Genomic DNA, 22,641 nt, shown 5'->3' on the forward strand with positions numbered 1-22,641 from the left:
AGTGTTCTGTTAAAAAGACAGGAAATCCAATATTATAGTTTCATGAATTCTATATTCCCAATAATCAGGACACTGAAATGAGCGGAGGTAGAATACGGAGACTCCTATGGGAACAGCACGTGTCCGAAGACCCCACAGCGAGGTACGAGCGAGGAGGCTGAGGCCGTGCCCATGGAAAGCGCAGTATTCTGCCGGAGTGTATGAGAACACTCATCAAAATTCAGAATGCAAGAAAGCAAATCCATATAAGAGTCATTTCGCAGTTTATGTTAAATGTGCTGGTTTAAAGTAATAATGTATGTGAAATGATTTTTTAATATATAATTTAACAAATTTCTAGGAGGTAATAGCTATGTTAGACATGAAAATATTACGCAAAAATTTTGCCGAAGTAAAAGAGAAATTATCACAACGGGGAGAAGATTTAGCAGATTTGGATCGCTTCGGTGATTTGGACGAAAAAAGAAGGGAACTGATCGCTGAAACGGAACAATTAAAGGCAAAACGTAATGACGTATCCAAGCAAATTTCTTTATTAAAAAAGGAAAAGAAAAATGCTGATGATATGATTGTCGAAATGCGTGAAGTAGGAGACCGAATCAAAACTATTGATCAAGAACTTCGTCAAGTAGAGGAAGATCTCGAAAAATTAATGCTGTCTATTCCGAATATTCCGCATGAGTCAACACCAGTAGGCGATTCAGAGGAAGATAATCTAGAAGTGCGTAAATGGGGAGAAGTCCCAAACTTTAACTTTGAAGGAAAAGCACATTGGGATATAGCAACGAAACTGGATATTTTAGACTTTGAAAGAGCAGCAAAAGTAACAGGAAGCCGCTTTGTTTTTTACAAAGGTTTAGGCGCTCGTTTAGAACGTGCTTTAATCAACTTTATGATGGACTTACATGCAGATGAGCATGGTTATCAGGAAATGCTACCGCCATACATGGTTAATCGCACAAGTATGACTGGAACTGGCCAATTACCCAAATTTGAAGAAGATGCCTTCAAAGTGGAAGATTGGGATTATTTCTTAGTACCGACAGCTGAGGTACCGGTAACTAATTATTATCGTGAGGAAATTTTAAAAACAGAAGATTTACCTCAAAAATTTGCTGCTTTTAGTAGCAGTTTCCGTTCTGAGGCAGGATCTGCTGGAAGAGATACCAGAGGCTTGATTCGCCAGCACCAATTTAATAAAGTGGAATTAGTGCAATTTGTGAAGCCAGAAGACTCTTACGATGTATTGGAAGAATTAACAGGTCATGCCGAAAAAGTATTACAACTTTTAAAATTACCTTATCGTGTGATGAGTATGTGTACGGCTGACTTAGGATTTACAGCGGCCAAAAAATACGATATCGAAGTATGGATGCCAAGTAATGATACGTATCGTGAAATTTCTTCTTGTTCTAATTTTGAAGATTTTCAGGCAAGACGTGCTAGTATCAGATTTCGTCGTGAGGAAAAAGAAAAACCGGAATTTGTCCATACGTTAAATGGATCTGGTTTAGCAGTAGGTCGTACTGTTTCTGCTATCATTGAAAATTATCAACTAGAAGATGGCACTGTAAAAATGCCGGAAATTTTGGTACCATATATGGGTGGAAAAACAGAAATAAAATAACAGCTTACCGTCTATCTTAACTTTTTTAAGATAGACGGTAAAAAAACTGTTGACTCTATTTATGTAATATGCTATATTATTACTTGTCGTCATCAAATACGGAGGAGTACCCAAGTTCGGCTGAAGGGAGCGGTCTTGAAAACCGCCAGGGGCTTTACCGCCCGCGGGGGTTCGAATCCCTCCTCCTCCGCCATTATAATTAAACACAAAATTAGAGATTATATACATAAAAAATCGTTATCATTAGATAGCGGTTTTTTTATTTGGATCTTTAAAAGCGGGTCTTTCTCCTGTTCTCACATCCGATAATGATTTATAATAGTAGAAGAGCATACATATAAAAGGTGGTTTTTATGAGTATTAAAGATTACACGATTGCATTTTTAGGAGCGGGTTCCATGGCAGAGGCTATTATTGCAGGAATGACGGCTAAAGAAATGGTATCTGCTGACCGAATTATTGCAACTAATCATTCCAATAAAAAGCGTTTAGCAGTATTAGAAAATAAATATGGTATTCGAACATCACAATCCAGAGAGGATGTGGTGAGCCAAAGTGATATCATCATTTTAGCGATGAAGCCGAAAGATATTCAATCTGGAATTGCTGAAATGAAAGATTTTTTAAGTGACAGTAAAATTGTTGTGTCATTATTGGCAGGGATCTCTACGCAATATATTGAACAATTACTAGGAACCAACAATGCTGTTGTCCGTGTCATGCCCAATACATCAGCAATGATCGGACAATCAGCTTCGACGATAACTGGAGGTCAGTATGTTGACTTTCCAACTGTTGGATTAATAAAAAATCTTATGACATCCATTGGTACCACAACATTGATACAAGAAGAGGAAATGGATGCTTATACTGCTTTAGCGGGCAGTGCACCTGCTTTTTATTATTACATGGTGGAAGCAATGGAGAAGTTTGTCGAAGAACAAGGTTTAAATAAAGAAACAGCCATGCCTTTAATGACACAAACGATTAAAGGTGTTGGGGAGATGTTAGCCATATCGGATGATACACCGGGAACATTACGAGGAAACATTACAAGCCCTGGTGGTACGACAGAAGCAGGAATTAATACATTAGCACAACACGAATTTCAACAAGCGGTAATTGCTTGTTTAGAGCGGACAACAGAAAGATCCAAAGAGTTAAGAGAAATGTTTGAAAAATAAATTAGGATAGGGAAGTCTTGCCTTTTGTCTTATGTTTTATTAAGATATAAAGGGACATTTCCCTTGTTCCTTTGATCAATTTTGTATCATGACCCCGTAGCTCAGTAGGATAGAGCACTTCTCTCCTAAAGAAGGTGTCGGAGGTTCGAATCCTCTCGGGGTCGTTATTTTCAGAAAGATGAATAACCTTATCCCTATGTTCCACTTTTATTTGAATAATAGGAACCAGATGGAGAAGAAGGCTACGATCGGCATGAGGATTACGATAGCGATACCGCCTGTCTTATTTCCTTCTTGAAATGTCTCTTTGCTATGAATGATCATCCGATAGCATATGAAAATGGTTATTAATATTATCATGATATTCCACAATTTAATCCCTCACCTCATCTAAATGAGAATCATCTAACATCTTTCCGAATTCTAACTTGTCTATATAGTAAGTGACATTAATTTTTGCGTTGGGATATATTTTTTTATGCCAGTCTGCTTTTTCATAGGATTTAACATCTTTAAAATGCTTGCGAATATATAAAGACCAATAAAAAGGATCTGACCGATATTCTTCTTGTGATTTTTTAATTAAGGTATTTGTCTTTTCCTCTAATCGTTGAATGATGGATTCTTCCAAAACTTTTTGTTTATCTTTGTTTTGCGTGTATCCAATTAGACTGGGGATAGCTATAATTTCCGCCTGAAAATGAACTTTTACGTCAATTTCTGTTGGTTTATCTTTATGATAGTTTATATTAATAGATGGTTTTTGTTTTTGCGAATATTCATATGAAATACGGTATTCGGGCATTAAAGGATCGGGAATCGTAGCAAGATAATCCCCCATCTCTAATGTGTTATCTAACGTTTGTGCAATCCTGCTTTCTTCTCCATTCAAAATATCTATCATTTGTCCTTCTTTAAAGACGGCTGAACCCATAAATTGTGTCGGAGAACCACCGATTTGTGGAATTTCTCCAGCAATATATTGATCTTCAAAACCTCTCTCATTTTTTTTCTCATCCGATTGATCGGTGGTGGCATAAATAGCTAAGAAAAGATCTGCATCTCCTTCTGTAATTTGAAAAAAACGGTGTAAAGTTGCTCGAGGAATGATACCTGTTTGGTTCGCACGGCTCAGCATAAATTGATAATATTTATGTGGTCTTTTTTCCATGATTGGTTCATTGTTATTAATAAAATCAGTTGCTGATTCTTTAGATATAACCAGTTGAACCCCTCTTCGTATTTGAGGTGTTCTAGAAGCAGACTGAATAACACGAAGGAAATCTTCGGATCGGGCTGCTTCTTCTGAAGCAATAATAATTCTTGTATGATCTAACGTGATTTTTTTCGAAACAAATGAATTTGCTGTGTACGTTGCAGTTAAAATATCTGCTCCGTTAACCGTTACTATTTCAGTCGGTGGTTCATCAGGCCCACTTTGAATGGCAGAGGAACCCACTTCAGGGTTGGCAATTTGATAAGTAAAGGCATATACTCCCTTTTGATCTGTGTTGTCAATACCAATTGCAATAACATAAGATTGTTGCTCTAATTCAATTCGATCATTACAACCTGCTAGCAGGATGACAAAACCTAATACAATCAATAGTTTTTTTTTCATTGTTTTAAGTCTCCTTTGCCCCATGCGATTATCCATAGTACAAATGGAAAAATAATAAAAAAGGGTGACATAATCGTTAGTAAAGTTTCTCGAAAAACTAACTCGTTTATAACCGAATTAAATGGTGAGAGACCAATTATTATAACTAAAAAACTGAATGGTAAAAGCAGAGGTTCAAAATTACGAATTGCAAATATCTCACCAAAAATCCATGTAGTAATATAGATAAAGATAATGAACTTTATAAAAGCTGCAAATAACCAGAAAATCATAAAGATTGTTTCAATATTAGTTAAAAAATTACCGAGATTAATATATTGAGTAATGTCATGAAAAGGAAATTGGATTTTTTTAATCGAATTATAGTCAAACACAGAAGCATAGACAAAATAAAATATAGTAATTTCCAAGAGGACAATAATACTGGCTAGCAAAATCCCTTTTCGAAACATGGAGGTTCTTTTCGCAGATTGATACGCAATTAATAGGAAAAACAATTCCGCAAAAATGCCTGCCTTTTTAACTCCTTCTGATAAAACAACTGGAAGACTGGCACCAAAAATAGGAAAGATACGTTGAACAACGATGTCTCCGTAAATAAGTATGAGCACTAGGACGAATGCTGCCTTAATGGTGAAAAGAGTAATCCAAGATGTAAATCCAATTACTTCAATCCCTTTTTTGGCTCCGATAAAGACAACAGCAATAAATACAAAATAAATCAAATCAGTTGGAGACTCAGGGAAATACAGTAACTTGATTTGTTCAATATAGTTACGGCTGTCTAGTGTCAGTGTCAAAAAAGCAAATATAAATAACAGGATACCAACGCATTTACCTATCCATTTGCCTGTTAAAGACTCCAGTAACTCTACAATATTTTTATCTTGATACTTTTTAAGCAGGTAAAGCATGATAAGAAAGCTAGGTAAAATACAGATAAAAGAAAGTAAAGGGATCAACCAAAATCCATTTTGTGCTTTTTGAGCCATTAAAGCTGGAGTTGAATCTGATAATTTAATTCCAACTAAAATAAGGGTCATTGCTAATATTTCTTTTAATCGTAAAAATCCCTTGTTTTGCATCCTGTTTCACCTGCTTAAGTATTATTTAGACTTTTTTTGTACATCTTTTGGATGTAAATAATTCGGGCGGAAAATTTCTTTTTTTATTGGCTTACGAAAAACCGTGTCCTCAGATGATAAAAAATGTGGAGACATCGGTGAAAAGAAAGGAATGCCAAATGATTTAATGGATGCAGCATACATAAAAAATAGTAAAAAGGCTCCTGTTAATGCGAGCATTCCGAATGCCCCAGCTGCCAGAATGAATATAAAACGCATAAGTCGAACGGTAAAATTAATGTTTATATCTGCTAAAGCAAACGATGATAAACCTGATAGTGCGGCAACAATTACAATGATTGGACTAATAATATTTGCTTGTACCGCTGCTTGTCCTAAAATTAAAGCCCCTACAATACCGATGGTTGGGCCTAATGGGTTAGGGATACGAAGACCTGCTTCACGAATGAGCTCAAAGGCAATCTCCATAATTAATACTTCAACTATTAAGGGAAAAGGAACCCGTTCCCTAGAGGCGGTAATCGCTAATAATAGATCAGGTGGAATCATTTCACTGTGGAAATTGGAAATTGCCACATAGCTAGCAGATATTAATAAAGTTAAATAAAAACAAAATAGTCGAATTGCTCTGGTGAAATTCCCATAAAAAAACCGTAAATAACGGTCTTCAGGTGAATGAAAGAAAGACCAAAAGGTGACTGGTACAATTAAACAGGCAGACGAACTATCCATTAATAAAATGATAAACCCGTCTTCCAGATAGGAACTGGCTTTATCAGGTTTTTCTGTGTACAACACGGTAGGAATTAGAGAGTATGGACGCTCTTCAATATATTGTTCCAAAATTTCAATATTGCGTACGTTATCCGTTGCAATCTGTTCCAGTCGTGACCTTACATTTTCTAGAATGTCTTCATTTACTAAATCTTTAATATAGACTAAATTTACTTCATTTTTCGATCGTTCACCGGTTTGAACTCCCTCATTAATCAAATGATTATTATGGAGTTGTTTGCGAATTAAAGAAATATTACTATTTAATGATTCCGTAAAAGCCTCTTGTGGTCCTTTAATGGTGTTTTCATTCTCGGTAATTGATATGTTTCGATGCGCAAAATCGGCGACATCCATTGCATAAGCAGTATCATCTCCATCGATAAGAAGTATAATTTTCCCACTATTGATGTTTTGAATGATTTTTTCAAAGTTATCCACTTCTTCAATATTTTCAATCGAGACAACATTGTTTACCGATTCTCCGCTTCTTTCAAGTAAAGGTTTTATCACATGTAAGTTAATCATTGGTCCATTTACTATCGAACTGTAATAAAAAAGACAAGCGTCCTTTTTATTAAAATGTATTTGAATAGTGCGCATTGCAAAATCTTTATTGACTCCGTAAGAGAATAATTGTTTGGATTCTTGAATATTGTCTTGTAGTGAAGTAGATATTTTTTTGTGTTTTGATGGTGTCTGAGACTTCTTTGATTGTTTGAAAGATCGAACCACATTAAGCACCTCATTTATACAACTTTCTAGAGGTTAATATGTGCAAACTTAACCAAATTATGTGGTTACCAATATTAATATGGTATTACTTGCGTTCTCAGCTGAATTCGTTACAATATATTGTAAGGGGTTTCAATCATTTGTTGGTAAACATTACAATTTTTGAAGAGGTGATAGGATGGATATGACAAAAGTTCAGCCAAGATCAGGAAAGCATAATGTAGAAGATCTTGATGTACTAAGAGAAGGTTTCGACTGGGAGGAAATGAAGAAAGACTTTAGCTGGTATAAAACAGGTAAGGTGAATGCTGCTTATGAAGCAATTGACCGTCATGCAGAAAATCCTAATAAAAAAGACCAAGTGGCATTGTTATATTCCGCACCAGACCGAGAAGAAAGTATCACATTTGATCAATTAAGCAAACAAAGTAATAAAACCGCAAATATATTTAAAAAGTATGGGATTCAAAAAGGGGATCGTGTTTTCTTATTCATGCCAAGGAGTCCGGAGTTTTATGCAAACTTTTTTGGTATTCTAAAAGTAGGTGCGATTGCTGGACCATTGTTTGAGGCTTTTATGGAACAAGCGGTTCGAGATCGTTTGGAAGATAGTGAAGCAACGATGTTAATTACAACACCTGAATTATTAAGCCGTGTACCTGTCAGTGATCTACCGAATTTAAAACAAATAGTCTTAGTAGGCGCTAATGGTGATACAGAAGGTGATAACTATATTAATTTTGAAGAAGAAATGGCAGAAGCATCTGAAAACTTTGATATTGAATGGGTAGATAGAGAAGATGGAATGCTTATTCATTATACATCCGGCTCAACTGGTAAGCCAAAAGGTGTTTATCATGTTCATAATGCGATGATTCAACATTACGCAACAGGTAAATGGGTAATTGATTTTAAGGATGACGATATTTACTGGTGTACAGCTGATCCTGGCTGGGTAACAGGTACAAGTTATGGGATTTTTGCTCCATGGTTAAATGGTGTGACCAATGTAATAAGAGGTGGCCGTTTTTCACCTGAATCTTGGTATGAAACTTTAGATAAACATAATGTAACGATTTGGTATACAGCGCCCACCGCTTTACGTAAATTTGTAAGTGCTGGTGATGAAGTGGTCAAACAATACGATTTATCAAGTTTACGCCATGTCATGAGTGTAGGTGAACCTTTAAATCCAGAGGTTATTACATGGGCATTGCGTGTACTTGATTTACGCATCCATGATACGTGGTGGATGACAGAAACAGGTGCCATGTTAATTGTTAACTTGCCAAGTATGGAAATTCGCCCAGGTTCAATGGGAAGACCTATTCCAGGGGTGGAAGCAGCCATTGTTGATAATGAAGGCAATGAGTTACCACCTAATCAAATGGGGAATTTAGCAATTAAAAAAGGTTGGCCATCGATGATGCGTGCAATCTGGAAGAACCCGGGTAAATTTGAGAGTTATTTTATTAACGGTTGGTACGTATCGGGAGATAGTGCCTATATGGATGAAGATGGTTACTTCTGGTTCCAAGGTCGGTTAGATGATGTTATTAATACGTCTGGTGAACGAGTCGGACCATTTGAAGTGGAAAGTAAATTAATTGAGCACAAAGCAGTAGCAGAAGCTGGTGTTATTGGTAAACCAGATCCGGAACGTGGGGAAATTATTAAAGCATTTATTACACTAAATCCGGGTTATGAGTCTTCTGATGAATTATTAGAAGATATTCGTCAGTTTGTGAAAACAGGCTTAAGCGCCCATGCTGCTCCTCGTGAAATTGAAATTAAGGATAGTATTCCTAAGACACGAAGCGGTAAAATTATGCGCAGACTGTTAAAATCATGGGAATTAGGCCTGCCAACAGGCGACACCTCAACATTAGAAGAATAAATAGGAAGGCTAGCATAAATGATGCTAGCCTTTTAGCTTGTGGAGAAAGAAGAAATTTCCTCTATCAGCTTTTTAATAAGATAAGAATATATAATTATGTACCCAAATATAAACTGTTTAGTAACTTTTGCGTAGATTTGAGATTTGCTTTCTTCCATTCCTTCGTAGATGAGAGCTTATCCATTTTTTCTTACCATGCCTCTAAATCCCCTTGTGGTCCGAAGAATTCATAATGTATATCTTCTGCGTTCACTTGCCAATCCTTTAATGCCTTATAGATTACCTTCATAAATGGTTTAGGACCACAAAAGTAGAAAGAGGCTTCATTTGTTGGTAAAACAGTCTGTAACCATGCTAAATCAACAAAACCTATCTTATCACAAGCATTAACATCTTCTGGCTTTTCATAAATGGTAAAAGTATGGACATGGTCATTCTGATCCGCAATTTGTTTTACAGTATCCTTTAAACCATGTACACCTTCGTTTTGTGCTGCATGAATATAATATACTTCACGATTAGGTTGTTGTGTTACTACTGTTTCCAACATACTTGTTAATGGTGTTAAACCAACACCACCACTGATTAATACTAAGGGCTTTTTCTCCTGATTGAGCACAAAATCTCCTGATGGTGCACTAAGTTCTATAATATTCCCTTCATTTACTGACTCATGGAGATATGTAGATACTACTCCGTCAGGACTATCACCAATACTATCTTCTCTTTTAACACTAATACGGAAAAATTCCTTATTTGGTTTGCAGGACAAACTGTATTGACGCTGACAGGTGTATGGAATGGAAGGAACATTGACTTTCACTGTTATATATTGGCCAGCTTTAAAATCTGGTAGAAGACCACTGTCTGCTGGTTTTAAATAGAAAGAGGTGATCACATCACTTTCCTTGACCTTTTGAATGACACGAAAGTCACGATATCCGACCCAGCCACCTGGTTTCTGTTCGGTTTTCTCATACATTACTTTTTCAACTTGGATAAAGGCATCAGCAATAACACCATACGCTTCTGCCCAAGCTACCATAATTTCATCTGTTGCTGTTTCTTTCAAGACATCTTTCATTGCCTTTAATAGATTATCACCAACAATTGGATAGTGCTCTGGTTTAATGTTCAGGCTCCGATGTTTATGAGCTATTTTATTTACAACAGGAAAAATGTTTTCTAATTGATCAATATGTGCTGCCGCTGCATAGACTGCGTTTGCTAGTGCTTGAGGTTGTTCCCCTTTTTTTTGATTTGTCTGGTTAAAAATATTTTTCAATTCGGGGTGGTTGTTAAAAAGTAATTGATAAAACCGTGAAGTGATGGCTGTACCATGCTCAGCCAGTACGGGTACGGTTGCTTTAACTGTTTCAATTGTTTTTGCATCAAGCACTTGAGTAGATTTGGACATAACTAACACTCCCTAAACATGTATTTTAAATACATGTTTAATTATATAAGTAGTCTGGAAAGTATTTCAATAGTCTATTGGTGATATATATGACAATTTTGTTAATACGGGATGCGGTACTTATCCTTTTCGGGTAAAATGAAGATAGAGAAAGGGAGTATACAATGCGTTTAAAAAAATATACAGACTTTGCTTTGCGGGTTTTAATTTATACCGGAACAAGTGAACGGAAAGTAAGCATAAAAGAAATATCAGATACTTTTTATATATCGACCGAGCACATACGTAAAGTAGTTCACCAATTAAGTGTGCAAGGATATATAAATACAACGCGGGGACGAAATGGCGGTATTTTGTTAATGAACGATCCGATTGAGATAAATATAGGGGAAGTTATTCGTTTAATGGAAAACGACTTCTATTTAGTGGAATGTTTTGATGGGGATCACAATCAATGTGTGATTACACCTGCTTGTAAATTACGATCAGTAGTTGGGGAAGCGATGCGTGCATTTTTTGAAGTATTAAATCAATATACTTTAGCAGATTTGATTGAGAATAAAGATGATTTGCGAGCATTGATGGATATAACAGAGGAGCAATCATAAATGGATTACTCCTCTGTTTCGTACTATTTGCGAGACATATTGAACAATCCAGCACTTAAGACTGCGTGGAACAGTTTTAAGTGCTGGATTGTTAGTTACTTATCCTCTTTTTTGTATTGTAAATTGATCTTCAAGTAACAACCAATTCTGTGGAAAGGCTAGACCTAGTTTCCAATAGCTTATTCCTCGTAAATTTTTCTCTTTAATTAGATCAAATTTAGCTTGAATTGAGCGGGCATCTTCGAACCAGACTTCATGTTCATCTCCGTTTTGATCAAAATAGTTGAAATAAGGTGCTTGAGCTTCTTCATCAAACAAAATCGCCTGATTGTTTTCCCTTGCTAATTGGATTGCTTGCTGAGGACTGAGAGCTTGAGCAATATCACCACCAGGCTCGTAAGGAAGTGTCCAGTCATAACCATATAAATTTTGGCCTAACAAAATTTTCTCAGGCGGCATTTCCGTTAAGGCATAATTAATCACGTCACGGACAGGACCAATTGGTGAAACAGCCATTGGAGGACCACCACTGTATCCCCATTCATAGGTCATTAATACAACAAAATCAACAATTTTTCCATGTGCTCCATAATCATGAGCCTCATACCATGCTCCTTGTTGTTCAGCACTTGTTTTAGGTGCAAGTGCAGTAGATACTAATAGCCCTGCTTGATGTAATCGATTGGTTGCCTTTTCCAAAAAGCTACGGTAGTCCTCGCGATTCTCAGGTGGGAGGAATTCAAAATCAAAATGAATATCTCCATATCCAATTTCCTGAGCTGTTTGAATAATTTGATTTAGCATATTATCTTGGACCGTTTCATTGGTTAGAATGATTCGGCCTAATTCTGCACTGAAAGCACCTTCTTCGAGATTTGTAACGCCAAGCATGAGAGTAGCATTGTGTTCATTAGCAATGGAGGCAAATTGATTCAATGGAGGAGCAATTAAGTTGCCTTGCCGATCTACTTGGTAGGAGAAAGGAGCTAAATAGGTTAAGTTATTTGCATGTTTCCTTGCTGCATTTTCCAGTGTTTCCGATACCGTCCCTCCAGAAGGTTCAACATATGCATTGACTTCTATCGTAGGTTTAGCGGGTTCTGGTATATATAATGTCATCCCGATAGAGAGTGGCTGATACATATTGATTTGATTAATGCTGGCAAGTTCAGCAGCAGATATGCCGAATCTCTGCCCAATGGTATATAAGCTATCTCCTGGTCTAACGACATAAAACCTTCCATAAATCGGAATAACAAGTGCTTGGCCTACAACTAATGTCTGTTCGGAATCTATTTCATTTGCATTTGCAATTGATTGATAAGATGTTCCAAATTGATTGGAGATCTGGTATAAACTATCCCCTTGTTTTACCACATAAATCTGCACGAAAAGTTCTCCTTTCTAATAAAAAGATGTTCTCTTTTTTACTTTATGATAAGAAAGGAGAAATAGAACAGGGAGCTATTGATTATTTAGATAGGTTTAGTTTCGGCGTTAAATACTTCTGCCATTAGTTTAATTGCCTCCTGGTTATGTCTTTCCGTATTGGATGCAACACAATTTTCTGGTATATGTAGTGTGTAACCACGCATATGGGCATCATTGGCAGTAAAAAGCACACAAATATTTCCTGCAATACCTGCGATCATTAAATGTTGAATGTCTAATTGTTCTAATATAGAGCGCAAAGGGGTACGGAAAAAACCTGACATTTGAGGCTTCATAATAAAGAAATCTTCTTTATCAGGCATACCCTGTTCAATAATGTCTTCATTTTTAGGAGATATACATGCTTGGGCTATTTGTTTAAAGTCTGTTTCCCATGTATCATAATGGTCATTCACGTAGATAATGGGGTAATTTTGTTCTCTTGCATATTGTTTTAACTTCTTAATGTTCGGTAAAACCTTTCGTGTATGGTCTAAAAGTAAATCTCCTTCATGAAATGTAAAGTCGTTAATTAAATCAATGATTAATAGAGCTGTTTTTCTCATTTTTTCACCTCATTTTTGCTTCTGTTGACAAGGTACCCTATATATCTTAAGATCATGCATCTGTTACTTGAATTTTAGCTGATTTTTCTGCAATATAGTAATAAATACAAAAAGTGTGGGATGATAATGACGGATCAGGAATATATGTTAATGGCGTTGGAAGAAGCAAAAAAAGCAGAAGTACTGGGAGAAGTACCGATTGGTGCTATAATCGTCAATCAAGAGCAAGTGATTGCAACCGCCTTTAATTTACGTGAAAAATTGCAGACAACCAACTCACACGCGGAAATGCTAGCAATAGATAAAGCAAATCAAGTAATGGGAAGTTGGCGATTAGAAGATTGTACATTATATGTGACACTAGAACCGTGTCCAATGTGTGCAGGTGCGATCCTACAATCAAGGATACCTCGTGTTGTATATGGGGCACAAGATAGCAAAGCTGGTTGTGCCGGATCGCTGCTCAATTTATTAGAAGATGATCGCTTTAATCATCAGGTAGAAGTGGTTTCTGGTGTCATGGAAGAGGCATCCAGTCAATTGCTGTCAGATTTTTTTAGGATGTTGCGTGAGAAGAAAAAACAACTTAAAAAACAGTTGAATGAGGATTCCATAGATTAACAATTGCATTTTTTATTAAAAAGGGTTATACTAATATTTGCGCTTTTAATTGAGTGCAATTGAATATGTTAGTAAATTTGCCGTGCTAGGTGGGGAGGTAGCGGTGCCCTGTACTCGCAATCCGCTATAGCGAGGCTGAATTACCTTGCTGAGGTGCCATTACTTTAGGGTCTGCCTTAAGGGAGTAGTGTTGACACTCGGGTCCTGCGCAACAGGAACTCGTGAACCATGTCAGGTCCGGAAGGAAGCAGCATTAAGCGAATTCTCCTGTGTGCCGCAGGGAAGCCTGGGTCGAGCTATCAACTTGAGTAACGCTTTAGGTAATGTCATCGAAGCTTGGTGCACGGCGTTAAATAAAATGTTTCAACCTCTTGTATGAATACAAGAGGTTTTTGTTATATTAGGAAGTGCCCCTAATAACCGTTTTTATATATGAACAGAAATGGCAATATCCAAATAAAGTGTCTATAAGAACCAATCCTAGTAGCAAAATCTAAGCAAAGTGTCGATAAGTTGAGGTAACAGAGAAAGGGCAATGTCCTGCTCAAATTATTACTCGTCATTCGTGCTGGGATTTGCTACAATAAAATGAGGAAGATAACGATGATTAGTAAAGGGGATCAGTTATGGCATATCAAGCATTATATCGCGTCTGGCGTCCAAAGAATTTCGAAGATGTAGTAGGACAAGTACATATTACACGCACCTTGCAAAATGCGATCATGCAAGATAAGTTTACCCATGCCTACCTTTTTTCAGGTCCCCGAGGCACAGGAAAAACAAGTGCGGCTAAAATTTTTGCCAAAGCAGTAAACTGTCAAAACGGTCCGTCTCTAGAGCCATGTGGCCATTGTGGTGCATGTATTGGAATTCAAGATGGTTCGATTCCAGATGTGGTAGAAATTGATGCGGCATCTAATAATGGTGTTGAACAAATCCGGGATATTCGTGACAAAGTAAAATATGCACCAAGTGCGGCGAAGTATAAAGTGTATATTATTGATGAAGTTCATATGTTATCAATTGGTGCGTTTAATGCATTGTTAAAAACATTAGAAGAGCCGCCTAAACATGTTATCTTTGTATTAGCAACAACAGAACCACACAAAATTCCGCTAACGATTATCTCCAGGTGTCAACGATTCGATTTTAAACGAATCTCCCAATCGGCTATGGTTGATCGTATGAAGAAGATTATCGAAGTAGAGGAAATTGCCGTGACGGATAAAGCGTTAGAGGCAGTTGCATTATCCGCAGAAGGTGGTATGCGTGATGCATTAAGTTTATTAGATCAGGCTATTTCTTATAGTGAAGATCAAGTAGAGATTGAAGACGTGCTTGCTGTAACTGGCTCCGTTTCCCAAGCTAAACTGGCAAAAGTAGTCAGTACGATGAATACAAATGAAGTGAAGGAAACGTTACTGGAGATTGATGGGATGATCCAAGAAGGAAAAGATCCTGGACGTTTTGTATTTGATCTTATATATTATTTACGTGATATATTGCTATATCAGACGGCTCCATCTCTTGAAAATGTGCTGGAACGGGCAATAGTGGACGATGCATTTAAAGAATTAGCAGAGAAGCTGGATGCAGAATGGATTCAAATGGCAATCAAAGAATTAAATCAATGCCAGCAGGAAATCAAATGGACCAATAGTCCAAAGGTTTTTATTGAGGTTGCAGTATTAAAAATTTGTAATCAAGGTACAGGTGCCAAAGCAGATGTTGCTTCCATGCCTGCTGTTGAACAGTTAAATGATAAAATTCAAAAATTGGAACAGCAACTAACGAATATTCAGAATCAGCCGAGTCAAGGTGCACAAACTGAAAAACAGCAGCCTGCACCAAAGCGAAGTGCCCCAACGAATCGTAACAGCTTTAAAGTACCTTATGATCGGATCAGACATGTTCTTAATGATGCTTCTAAGGCGGCGATTCAAAAAGTTAGAGCACAGTGGCCAACTTTTATGGATGCTTTAAAGAAACAAAGTGCCCCAGCACATGCGACCATTCAGAATAGTAAGCCTAGTGCAGCGTCTGAAGATATTATTATTATTGCTTTTCGATATGAAATACACTGTTCACTTGCATTAGAACATAAACAAACGATAGAATTAATGTTAGCCGAGACTATCGGGCAGAATATAACTTTTATTCCGATCCCAGAAGCTGAATGGACTAGTTTACGTGAAGAATATGTTCGTAAACAGAAACAACAAGATGAGGGTGTGGATGAACCGGATACTTCCTCATCTCAGGAAGAAGAGGATCCTGTTGTAGATGCTGCCAGAAAGCTAGTCGGTGATGACTTATTAGAAATACATGATTAAAATAAATTTTATGTAGGAGGGTTTTCCATGCGTGGTGGAGGAAATATGAACAAAATGATGAAGCAAATGCAAAAAATGCAAAAGGATATGGAGAAAGCTCAAGAAGAATTACAGGATATGACGTTTGAAGCTACCGCTGGTGGTGGAATGGTAAAAGTAGTAGCGAGTGGAAAAAAAGAAATTACAGATATTCAAATCAATGAAGAAGTAGTAGATCCAGATGATATCGAAATGCTACAAGACCTTGTTTTAGCAGCTACAAATGAAGTACTTAAAGAAGTAGAGGAAAAAACAAATGATACGATGGGCAAATTTACAAAAGGATTAAATTTACCTGGAGGAATGTTCTAGGAGGGTTCACATGTATTATCCCGAACCGATATCAAAGCTGATTGACAGCTTTACTAAATTGCCAGGGATCGGTCCAAAAACTGCCGTTCGCCTGGCTTTTTTTGTTTTAAATATGAAAGAAGATGATGTGCTGGACTTTGCGAAGGCACTTGCCAACGCAAAACGCGAATTGACACATTGCAGTATATGTGGACATATTACTGATCAGGACCCATGTGCCATTTGCCAGGATGACATGCGTGATCAGTCGTTAATATGTGTTGTGCAAGATCCAAAAGATGTTATTGCAATGGAAAAAATGAAAGAATTCAACGGCAAGTATCATGTCTTACATGGCGCAATATCTCCGATGGATGGGATTGGCCCGGAAGATATTAATGTACCATCATTAATAAACCGTTTAAAAGATGAAGGAATAAAAGAATTAATTTTAGCAACAAACCCCAATATTGAAGGCGAAGCAACTGCAATGTACATCTCTAGATTGGTAAGGCCTTCAGGGATAAAAACTACACGAATTGCTCACGGTCTGCCAATGGGAGGAGATTTAGAGTATGCCGATGAGGTAACGCTCTCCAAAGCATTAGAAGGCAGAAGAGAAGTGTAATAGTAGGTGAAGAGTATGTTTCGTTCCAAAAAGGTAAAAAAAGCAGAACTGGATCAAGAATGTTTAGATAAAATATTTCAATTGAAGAAAGAATGGAATTATTTAGATGATATTTTGAATCGAAGCATTGAGCCGAGTGAATCTGGGCAATTTGATCTGGCGATTAAAAAGGCAAAGTATTTTTATTTGCTGAGAGAAGCTAAAGTGCGAAGATTATCTGCTATTAAATAGTTTTTCTTCTATTTCTTGTTTCCTTTTCATATAAATAGAGTAATATTATTTTATGTTAAAGGGGACAAGTATATGAATTGGTGGATTATAGCAGGAATAGCAGTATTAATCGTCCTTTTGCTAACGAAAGGGATACCTTTGAATTTGGTCAAAGGTAGTGGACAAGTTGTGATGAAGGTTACAGTGGGTATTTTATTTCTGTTTTTCTTTAACTTGTTTGGAGCTTCTTTTGGGTTGCACATACCCATCAATGTATTTACAGCGATAATGGTTGGGATGTTAGGTATCCCAGGCATCGCTTGTTTGACTGCTATCAGTGTTTTTGTAATTTAATTATATCTTTTTATAAAATGACTCTTCTATTTAGGAAGGGTCATTTTTTGGTCTTGTAAGAAAGTATAAACGGAGATGTCTAGCTCCAAGCGCCAAAAACTAGGCGACTTCACGAATCACCCTGCGATAAGTCATCATCGGTTCGTAAACTCACCGTGATTCCTTTATCTCAGTTGTTTCGCTCCAGTCACTACGTTTTTAAACGGGCGCTTTGCGCTTTTCTTATCGAAATATAAACAGCGTAGTAATTCTCCTGTAAGATTTACTTCCTCCATTCTTCTCTTGATTAAAATTTAATCCATCACCCCAAAAGATTTTCACTAGTACTTGAATCTGATCAAACAAAATAGGAAGTGACGGGTTTTATACATAAAAAATAAAAAATTTTGATACGTATATCTATGGTTAAAATTAATACACTAAGTCTTAGGTTTTAGAGTAGCCATAATAACACAAAGGAGGTACAAATTATTTATGAAAGTGCTACAAAAATCAGCTTATGATCTTACCTTTTTTGGTCAACATATAACAGTAGAACCTACAAGCAAACGAATAAAGGTATATCAACTACCCACAGAAAACAATATGGATACTTTTATGAATCGTTTGGAAAAACTCGCTAGGGAAACTAATTGTGATAAATTAATTTTTTATATATCACCTAACCAACAAGAGGTAATGAAGTCTTATGATGCTGATTATGAAGGTATGATTCAAGGTTTTTTTTACGGTGAAACAGCCCTCATTTACGCTATTTTTCTAAACTCTGATCGTAAACAATCAGAGGATTCAGAAGCAGAGAAACAAGTCATGCAAAACATAAAAGAACGAATGAAAGAAGGTTTAACTTTTGATTTGGCAGAAGGGTATTCAATGAGATGGGCAGAGAAAAAAGATGCTCCTCAAATGGCTCTATTGTATAAAACGGTATTCAAATCTTACCCAACTCCTATGAACGATCCTGAATTTATTAAAGAGATGATGCAAAATCAGGTCTATTTCTCCATTATCGAGAAAGAGGGTTCTGTCGTTAGTGCCTGCTCAGCAGATGTATTGTCTGAATATCAAGCGGCTGAGTTATCTGATTGCGCCACTTATCCGAATCATCGTGGTAAACAATTGTTATCTTATCAAGTGTCTCGTTTGATACCAAGAATAAAGCAGATGGGAATCAATGTATTATTTTCGTATTCACGTTCCGTTTCAGTTGGAATGAATCTGGTAAATGTGAAACATGGATTTCAATATGGAGGGAAAATGATTCGAAATAGTAACATTGCCGGAAGCATGGAGAATATGAACATTTGGTACAAAACACTTTAATATCAAACACTCATCATAGAATAGAACAGAAAGGAAAGGGTTAAACATGACATTTGAATTACCATTTCAAGATACTTCATTCAAAGTAAATGATCAAAAGGATCGCAAAATGATTCAACAAAAACAAACAGGACCAATAAAAATAAAACATGATAAACCAGCAAAAGGAAAGAAAATAGCACTTATCGGTTGGAGTATTCCAACAATGGAGGCGATGGATCGTATCCAGAGGCCATATATTGTCGTGAGTTTGCCAGAATTTCAAGATTATGCAGATAAACATGAAATTCCTTTTTATGCTTGGCAATTTGATAAGGATATCGATTATGAGCAAGTATATCAGAAAGCTGATCCCCTTTTTAAAGCATTACAGCAACTTGATGTTGATCATGCCATTCCATTATTTGAAGAAACAGTGGAGTGGGCTGGTGCTTTAAATGCCTATTTTAGACAAGAACCTAAAATTTTTCATCATTCCATTCTATTTCGTGATAAAGCGATGATGAAGCGTAGAGCTCATATGGGTGGACTTAAGGTTGGAGTATTTGAAGAAGCAACCAATAAAGATCAAGTTCATCAGTTTTTCCGAAGAGTTAATGCATCTTTATTACGTCACCATGAAGAAGATTATGATCCGATTCATGTGAAGGCTTTGAATAAAGCGGGAGCTGCTGGTCACCGAATGATTCGGTCAGAGGGAGACATTGATACGAAACTTGCCGATGATAATTTCCCTTGCTTAGTGGAAAGTCATTTAAAAGGAATTGAAGTATCCTGTGAAGCCTTTATTCATGAAGGAAATGTATTGTTTTTAAACATTACTGAATATATAGTATTTGGCTACTCAATGATGGTACCTCCTTCACCAGAAATAGAAAAATATCGCCCAGCTATTCATGCAGAAGTACAAAAGTTAGTCGATTCATTTGATATATCATACGGCATTATTCATCCTGAATTTTTTATTACAGATGATGAAGAATTATATTTTGGTGAAGTAGCATATCGGATTCCAGGGGGTCATATTTTTGATCTTATGCAGAAAACATATGGTTTTAATCCATATGAAGGACATATTCTTTGTAGTGATCCGAATACACCAGCGGAAGAAGTGAAAGGTTTTTTCCCTAAGGAAGATCAAATGAATGGACATGCCGGCAGTTTCTTGGTTTATCCGAAGAAAAACACGGTGCAAGGTATCAATATTCCTGATGAGTTGGAAGAGCATCCGGGATTTGATAAACATACGTTATTTAAGCCCATGCAAGTAAAAGTACAAGATCAAGAGGGATATGGTAATCATTTGGGGACTGTATTTTTCCACCATGAAGATTACCAACAAGTAAAGCAACCATTAGCCGATTATGTCGAACATGATTTTTTTATGTAAAGGAGGAGTGAGTCTTAAATGACTACAGAAGTGGAAACAAATCAAACAGAATCTTTTAAGCAAGCATTGCAAGTTATGGAAGATGCAGTTCCCTATGCGAAAAAAATGTATCAGGCAGATGTTTTACAGGCTGCCGCACGATTGATGGATGAGCAGGATGGCATGGCAATGCTTTATCAACATGCGGACAGGTTTGATAAGGCTGGGATTTTCGAAGGAGGGCCATGGGCAGAACCTTCGCACTTGGAACCACGACTGGTTACCGGTTCTTTAATGGATAGTGGTATGACATCGATCGTGGAAATCTTAAGTGAACTTCGTATGGCGGCTATTGCAAAAGGGAAGTACAAGCATGAAGTGGTAACACAGGATGCTGCCAAACACTTTTTGGATGAAGTGATGGCTTTGAATGTAGACATACTATTTCCGGAAGAAACAGAAGCAGCAAGAATCGAAGGAAAGCAAAAAGAAAAAAATAGAGCAGAAAAACTTTTTCAGTTCTTAGCGGATAAATTATCGCTAGCATCCATTTCAGGCAAGATATTAGAAGAAATTGACGACCTTGTCGCTCAACATCCGATTATGGTTAACCGTATTGTGAGTATGATTAAGGATGCCAAGAAGTTGTTGAAACAAACTATTGAAGAGCAAGAGAAACGGGCGATTAAGCGTTATGTAAATGCTTTGTCAGGCCCAACTAAGAAAAGCAAAAAATATCAGGAACCATGTGAATATCGAAAACAACTAAAGGAAATGTCAGATCAGGAATTGGAAGAAGAAGCAAAAACATTTGCCAAATGCATGCGGGAAACTGGACTCGTCTCCAAGCATCATGCTGTCCTTACCCGTTATTTAAACCGACATAATCAGAAGCTATTACCTGTCGCTATGCAATTGAATAAAAAAGGTAACGCGAACTTAGAAGAACATATCGACATTGTTAGTGATTTAATTACCGTAGCTATTCATCTGCCAATGCGACAATCTTTATATGGACTTGCTTGTATGCTGGAGAGAGGGGTATTGTCCTCGACACCAGTTATACCAGGTTTGAAAAGGTTGATAGAACTTGATTTGAAACCAGAAGTTAGAAAAGTATTATTAAATTCGATTAACGATAATGAAGGAATAACAGCTAATGATATTATGATTGCAGGCGTGATTAGTGTACTTGGGCAACCACTTGGAATTGGTCAAGGAATGAATCCTACTTGTCAAACAGCTCGTGGTATTAGCTTGTGGTCCTTGCATGCCCCTGGTTATCTGTTGGAATTAATTCCTCGAGCAGCAAGAGATGGCGATATCGACGTGCAATTTGAAGGGCAGACTATCCATTCTAAAAATCTTCATCAAGGATTAGTGCAAGATTTACATGAAGAGCTAGATCCTGTTTCACTTATTTTAGTGCCTCATCTTGATCGGATATATGGTGAACTTGTTAGAAGATCTGAATTTAGAGGGGATGACGTTCATAAATGGGTTAATCCAGCCTTTTATGGGGATTGGATCTCGAGAGGTTTCAGCTCAACTATTGACCCATTAACTGGTTCAGTTGCAGATTATCCCGGATTCGTCCGTCTATTTTATGCGACACATCATCCAGATTACAATAATGGTTATGAATTAATTTATCCAAATCCAGTAGGGATCTTTATTACGAATTCATTTGGAAACCTATTAGGATTACATGCTGTTTCGATACAACGTGTTGCTCGTAACTCTGATGGTAAATATCGCATCTATTTTTATAATCCAAATAATGATAGTGCACAAGTCTGGGGACAAGGGATTACTCCAACGGTAAAAGGACATGGAGAGTTTCCTGGAGAGTCTTCATTGCCCTTTCATGAGTTTATAGCTAGGCTGTATGCTTTTCATTATAATCCATATGAACAAGGCGATGCATATGCTGTAGACAATAAATATGTAGAAAAAGTGGAGAAGTTAGCAAGAGAAAGCTGGGGACAGAAATACACGTGGGTGCAACTTTAATTCCATTATTCCAAGGAGATTTATTCACTTTTCTCCTTGGAATATACTTTTTTAAAAAAACTCTTGCAAAGTGAATATTTATCGTGTTATAGTATTAATTGTCGCTGAAAACGACATGACAAAAAATATCATCTTTCGACAACAAGCAAGAATTTAAAGTAAAAAAAGTTGTTGACATGAAATGAATGAGATGGTATGATATATAAGCTGTCGAAAAAGAAAAAAACAGCCAACACATTGATCTTTGAAAACTGAACAAAACAACCAGTATGATTTTAAACATGAAACAAGCTAGCTTTTAGAAGCGAGCGCAAGACAACTTTATTGAGAGTTTGATCTTGGCTCAGGACGAACGCTGGCGGCGTGCCTAATACATGCAAGTCGAGCGCGGGAAGCTTGTCTGATCTCTTCGGAGTGAAGCGAGTGGAACGAGCGGCGGACGGGTGAGTAACACGTGGGCAACCTACCTATAAGACTGGGATAACTCCGGGAAACCGGGGCTAATACCGGATAAC

General features: G+C 37.0%; 19 protein-coding genes, 2 tRNA genes, 1 rRNA gene and 1 other RNA gene. 17 read left to right on the top strand and 6 right to left on the bottom strand.

Annotated features, from left to right (window positions below; genetic code table 11):
• The first annotated feature begins 352 nt into the window (after positions 1 to 352).
• The 4 genes from serS to BM121_RS08205 all read left to right on the top strand — a co-directional run bounded on the left by serS (position 353) and on the right by BM121_RS08205 (position 2,975).
• On the top strand, positions 353 to 1,627 hold the full coding sequence (serS, locus tag BM121_RS08190; protein WP_091483135.1) for a serine--tRNA ligase: 1,275 nt from the start codon (positions 353 to 355) through the stop codon (positions 1,625 to 1,627).
• 100 nt (positions 1,628 to 1,727) lie between these two features.
• A tRNA-Ser gene (locus BM121_RS08195) sits at positions 1,728 to 1,820 on the top strand.
• Between the two features lie 160 nt (positions 1,821 to 1,980).
• Positions 1,981 to 2,811: a pyrroline-5-carboxylate reductase gene (gene proC, locus BM121_RS08200; protein WP_091483136.1), complete on the top strand. Its 831-nt coding sequence runs from the start codon at positions 1,981 to 1,983 to the stop codon at positions 2,809 to 2,811.
• A gap of 90 nt (positions 2,812 to 2,901) precedes the next feature.
• Positions 2,902 to 2,975: transfer RNA gene (locus BM121_RS08205), tRNA-Arg, on the top strand.
• Positions 2,976 to 3,184: 209 nt separating this feature from the next.
• Here BM121_RS08205 and BM121_RS08210 read toward each other — a convergent pair.
• Genes BM121_RS08210 through BM121_RS08220 form a run of 3 tightly spaced genes read right to left on the bottom strand, consistent with a single transcriptional unit; the run spans position 3,185 to position 7,026 of the window.
• Positions 3,185 to 4,432 (bottom strand): Ger(x)C family spore germination protein, encoded by a 1,248-nt coding sequence (locus BM121_RS08210; protein WP_091483137.1) that lies wholly within the window; start codon positions 4,430 to 4,432, stop codon positions 3,185 to 3,187.
• Complete coding sequence (locus BM121_RS08215; RefSeq protein ID WP_091483138.1) at positions 4,429 to 5,517, bottom strand: GerAB/ArcD/ProY family transporter; 1,089 nt, start codon at positions 5,515 to 5,517, stop codon at positions 4,429 to 4,431. The genes BM121_RS08210 and BM121_RS08215 overlap by 4 nt, the downstream gene beginning before the upstream one ends.
• 21 nt (positions 5,518 to 5,538) lie before the next feature.
• Entirely contained in the window at positions 5,539 to 7,026 is a 1,488-nt protein-coding gene (locus tag BM121_RS08220; protein ID WP_091483139.1) for a spore germination protein, read from the bottom strand.
• 178 nt (positions 7,027 to 7,204) lie between these two features.
• On the opposite strand from BM121_RS08220, the gene acsA reads away from it, so the two are divergent.
• Positions 7,205 to 8,923: an acetate--CoA ligase gene (gene acsA / locus BM121_RS08225; RefSeq protein WP_091483140.1), complete on the top strand. Its 1,719-nt coding sequence runs from the start codon at positions 7,205 to 7,207 to the stop codon at positions 8,921 to 8,923.
• A gap of 190 nt (positions 8,924 to 9,113) precedes the next feature.
• Here the strand turns inward: acsA and hmpA are convergent, their stop codons facing one another.
• On the bottom strand, positions 9,114 to 10,340 hold the full coding sequence (hmpA, locus tag BM121_RS08230; RefSeq protein WP_091483141.1) for an NO-inducible flavohemoprotein: 1,227 nt from the start codon (positions 10,338 to 10,340) through the stop codon (positions 9,114 to 9,116).
• Positions 10,341 to 10,504: 164 nt separating this feature from the next.
• Between hmpA and BM121_RS08235 the strand changes: the two genes are divergently transcribed.
• A complete protein-coding gene (locus BM121_RS08235) occupies positions 10,505 to 10,948 on the top strand; it encodes an RrF2 family transcriptional regulator (protein WP_091483142.1) in 444 nt (147 codons plus the stop codon).
• A gap of 99 nt (positions 10,949 to 11,047) precedes the next feature.
• Here BM121_RS08235 and BM121_RS08240 read toward each other — a convergent pair whose 3' ends face one another.
• Positions 11,048 to 12,337 carry a glycoside hydrolase family 18 protein gene (locus BM121_RS08240; RefSeq protein WP_091483143.1) on the bottom strand — a complete coding sequence of 430 codons (1,290 nt, stop codon included), beginning with the start codon at positions 12,335 to 12,337 and terminating at the stop codon, positions 11,048 to 11,050.
• An 86-nt stretch (positions 12,338 to 12,423) separates the two neighbouring features.
• Positions 12,424 to 12,945: a cysteine hydrolase family protein gene (locus tag BM121_RS08245; protein ID WP_091483144.1), complete on the bottom strand. Its 522-nt coding sequence runs from the start codon at positions 12,943 to 12,945 to the stop codon at positions 12,424 to 12,426.
• A gap of 126 nt (positions 12,946 to 13,071) precedes the next feature.
• On the opposite strand from BM121_RS08245, the gene tadA reads away from it, so the two are divergent.
• The 11 genes from tadA to BM121_RS08300 form a co-directional block, all read left to right on the top strand.
• Positions 13,072 to 13,566 (top strand): tRNA adenosine(34) deaminase TadA, encoded by a 495-nt coding sequence (gene tadA / locus BM121_RS08250; protein WP_091483145.1) that lies wholly within the window; start codon positions 13,072 to 13,074, stop codon positions 13,564 to 13,566.
• Positions 13,567 to 13,646: 80 nt separating this feature from the next.
• An RNA gene (gene ffs / locus BM121_RS08255) (signal recognition particle sRNA large type) lies at positions 13,647 to 13,913 on the top strand.
• A gap of 279 nt (positions 13,914 to 14,192) precedes the next feature.
• Entirely contained in the window at positions 14,193 to 15,899 is a 1,707-nt protein-coding gene (gene dnaX / locus BM121_RS08260) for a DNA polymerase III subunit gamma/tau (RefSeq protein WP_091483146.1), read from the top strand.
• Between the two features lie 27 nt (positions 15,900 to 15,926).
• Positions 15,927 to 16,250 carry a YbaB/EbfC family nucleoid-associated protein gene (locus BM121_RS08265; RefSeq protein ID WP_091483147.1) on the top strand — a complete coding sequence of 108 codons (324 nt, stop codon included), beginning with the start codon at positions 15,927 to 15,929 and terminating at the stop codon, positions 16,248 to 16,250.
• A gap of 10 nt (positions 16,251 to 16,260) precedes the next feature.
• Positions 16,261 to 16,857: a recombination mediator RecR gene (recR, locus tag BM121_RS08270; protein ID WP_091483148.1), complete on the top strand. Its 597-nt coding sequence runs from the start codon at positions 16,261 to 16,263 to the stop codon at positions 16,855 to 16,857.
• A 15-nt stretch (positions 16,858 to 16,872) separates the two neighbouring features.
• Positions 16,873 to 17,088 (top strand): YaaL family protein, encoded by a 216-nt coding sequence (locus BM121_RS08275; RefSeq protein WP_091483149.1) that lies wholly within the window; start codon positions 16,873 to 16,875, stop codon positions 17,086 to 17,088.
• 72 nt (positions 17,089 to 17,160) lie between these two features.
• Positions 17,161 to 17,421, top strand: coding sequence for a pro-sigmaK processing inhibitor BofA family protein (locus BM121_RS08280; RefSeq protein ID WP_091483150.1), 261 nt, complete (start codon positions 17,161 to 17,163; stop codon positions 17,419 to 17,421).
• Between the two features lie 474 nt (positions 17,422 to 17,895).
• Positions 17,896 to 18,744, top strand: a complete 849-nt coding sequence (ablB, locus tag BM121_RS08285) for a putative beta-lysine N-acetyltransferase (RefSeq protein ID WP_091483151.1) — start codon at positions 17,896 to 17,898, stop codon at positions 18,742 to 18,744.
• 46 nt (positions 18,745 to 18,790) lie between these two features.
• Positions 18,791 to 20,134 (top strand): ATP-grasp domain-containing protein, encoded by a 1,344-nt coding sequence (locus BM121_RS08290; protein ID WP_091483152.1) that lies wholly within the window; start codon positions 18,791 to 18,793, stop codon positions 20,132 to 20,134.
• A gap of 18 nt (positions 20,135 to 20,152) precedes the next feature.
• Positions 20,153 to 22,126, top strand: a complete 1,974-nt coding sequence (locus BM121_RS08295) for a hypothetical protein (protein ID WP_091483153.1) — start codon at positions 20,153 to 20,155, stop codon at positions 22,124 to 22,126.
• 320 nt (positions 22,127 to 22,446) lie between these two features.
• Positions 22,447 to 22,641 (top strand): 16S ribosomal RNA (locus BM121_RS08300); the annotation flags it as partial.

This window comes from Gracilibacillus orientalis (assembly GCF_900114645.1).
Lineage (GTDB): Bacteria > Bacillota > Bacilli > Bacillales > Amphibacillaceae > Gracilibacillus > Gracilibacillus orientalis.

Coding starts and splice junctions, on each gene's coding strand:
- serS (WP_091483135.1), top strand. CDS start 353: ATGTTAGACATGAAAATATTACGCAAAAATTTTGCCGAAGTAAAAGAG.
- proC (WP_091483136.1), top strand. CDS start 1,981: ATGAGTATTAAAGATTACACGATTGCATTTTTAGGAGCGGGTTCCATG.
- BM121_RS08210 (WP_091483137.1), bottom strand. CDS start 4,432: ATGAAAAAAAAACTATTGATTGTATTAGGTTTTGTCATCCTGCTAGCA.
- BM121_RS08215 (WP_091483138.1), bottom strand. CDS start 5,517: ATGCAAAACAAGGGATTTTTACGATTAAAAGAAATATTAGCAATGACC.
- acsA (WP_091483140.1), top strand. CDS start 7,205: ATGGATATGACAAAAGTTCAGCCAAGATCAGGAAAGCATAATGTAGAA.
- hmpA (WP_091483141.1), bottom strand. CDS start 10,340: ATGTCCAAATCTACTCAAGTGCTTGATGCAAAAACAATTGAAACAGTT.
- BM121_RS08235 (WP_091483142.1), top strand. CDS start 10,505: ATGCGTTTAAAAAAATATACAGACTTTGCTTTGCGGGTTTTAATTTAT.
- BM121_RS08245 (WP_091483144.1), bottom strand. CDS start 12,945: ATGAGAAAAACAGCTCTATTAATCATTGATTTAATTAACGACTTTACA.
- tadA (WP_091483145.1), top strand. CDS start 13,072: ATGACGGATCAGGAATATATGTTAATGGCGTTGGAAGAAGCAAAAAAA.
- dnaX (WP_091483146.1), top strand. CDS start 14,193: ATGGCATATCAAGCATTATATCGCGTCTGGCGTCCAAAGAATTTCGAA.
- BM121_RS08265 (WP_091483147.1), top strand. CDS start 15,927: ATGCGTGGTGGAGGAAATATGAACAAAATGATGAAGCAAATGCAAAAA.
- recR (WP_091483148.1), top strand. CDS start 16,261: ATGTATTATCCCGAACCGATATCAAAGCTGATTGACAGCTTTACTAAA.
- BM121_RS08275 (WP_091483149.1), top strand. CDS start 16,873: ATGTTTCGTTCCAAAAAGGTAAAAAAAGCAGAACTGGATCAAGAATGT.
- BM121_RS08280 (WP_091483150.1), top strand. CDS start 17,161: ATGAATTGGTGGATTATAGCAGGAATAGCAGTATTAATCGTCCTTTTG.
- ablB (WP_091483151.1), top strand. CDS start 17,896: ATGAAAGTGCTACAAAAATCAGCTTATGATCTTACCTTTTTTGGTCAA.
- BM121_RS08290 (WP_091483152.1), top strand. CDS start 18,791: ATGACATTTGAATTACCATTTCAAGATACTTCATTCAAAGTAAATGAT.
- BM121_RS08295 (WP_091483153.1), top strand. CDS start 20,153: ATGACTACAGAAGTGGAAACAAATCAAACAGAATCTTTTAAGCAAGCA.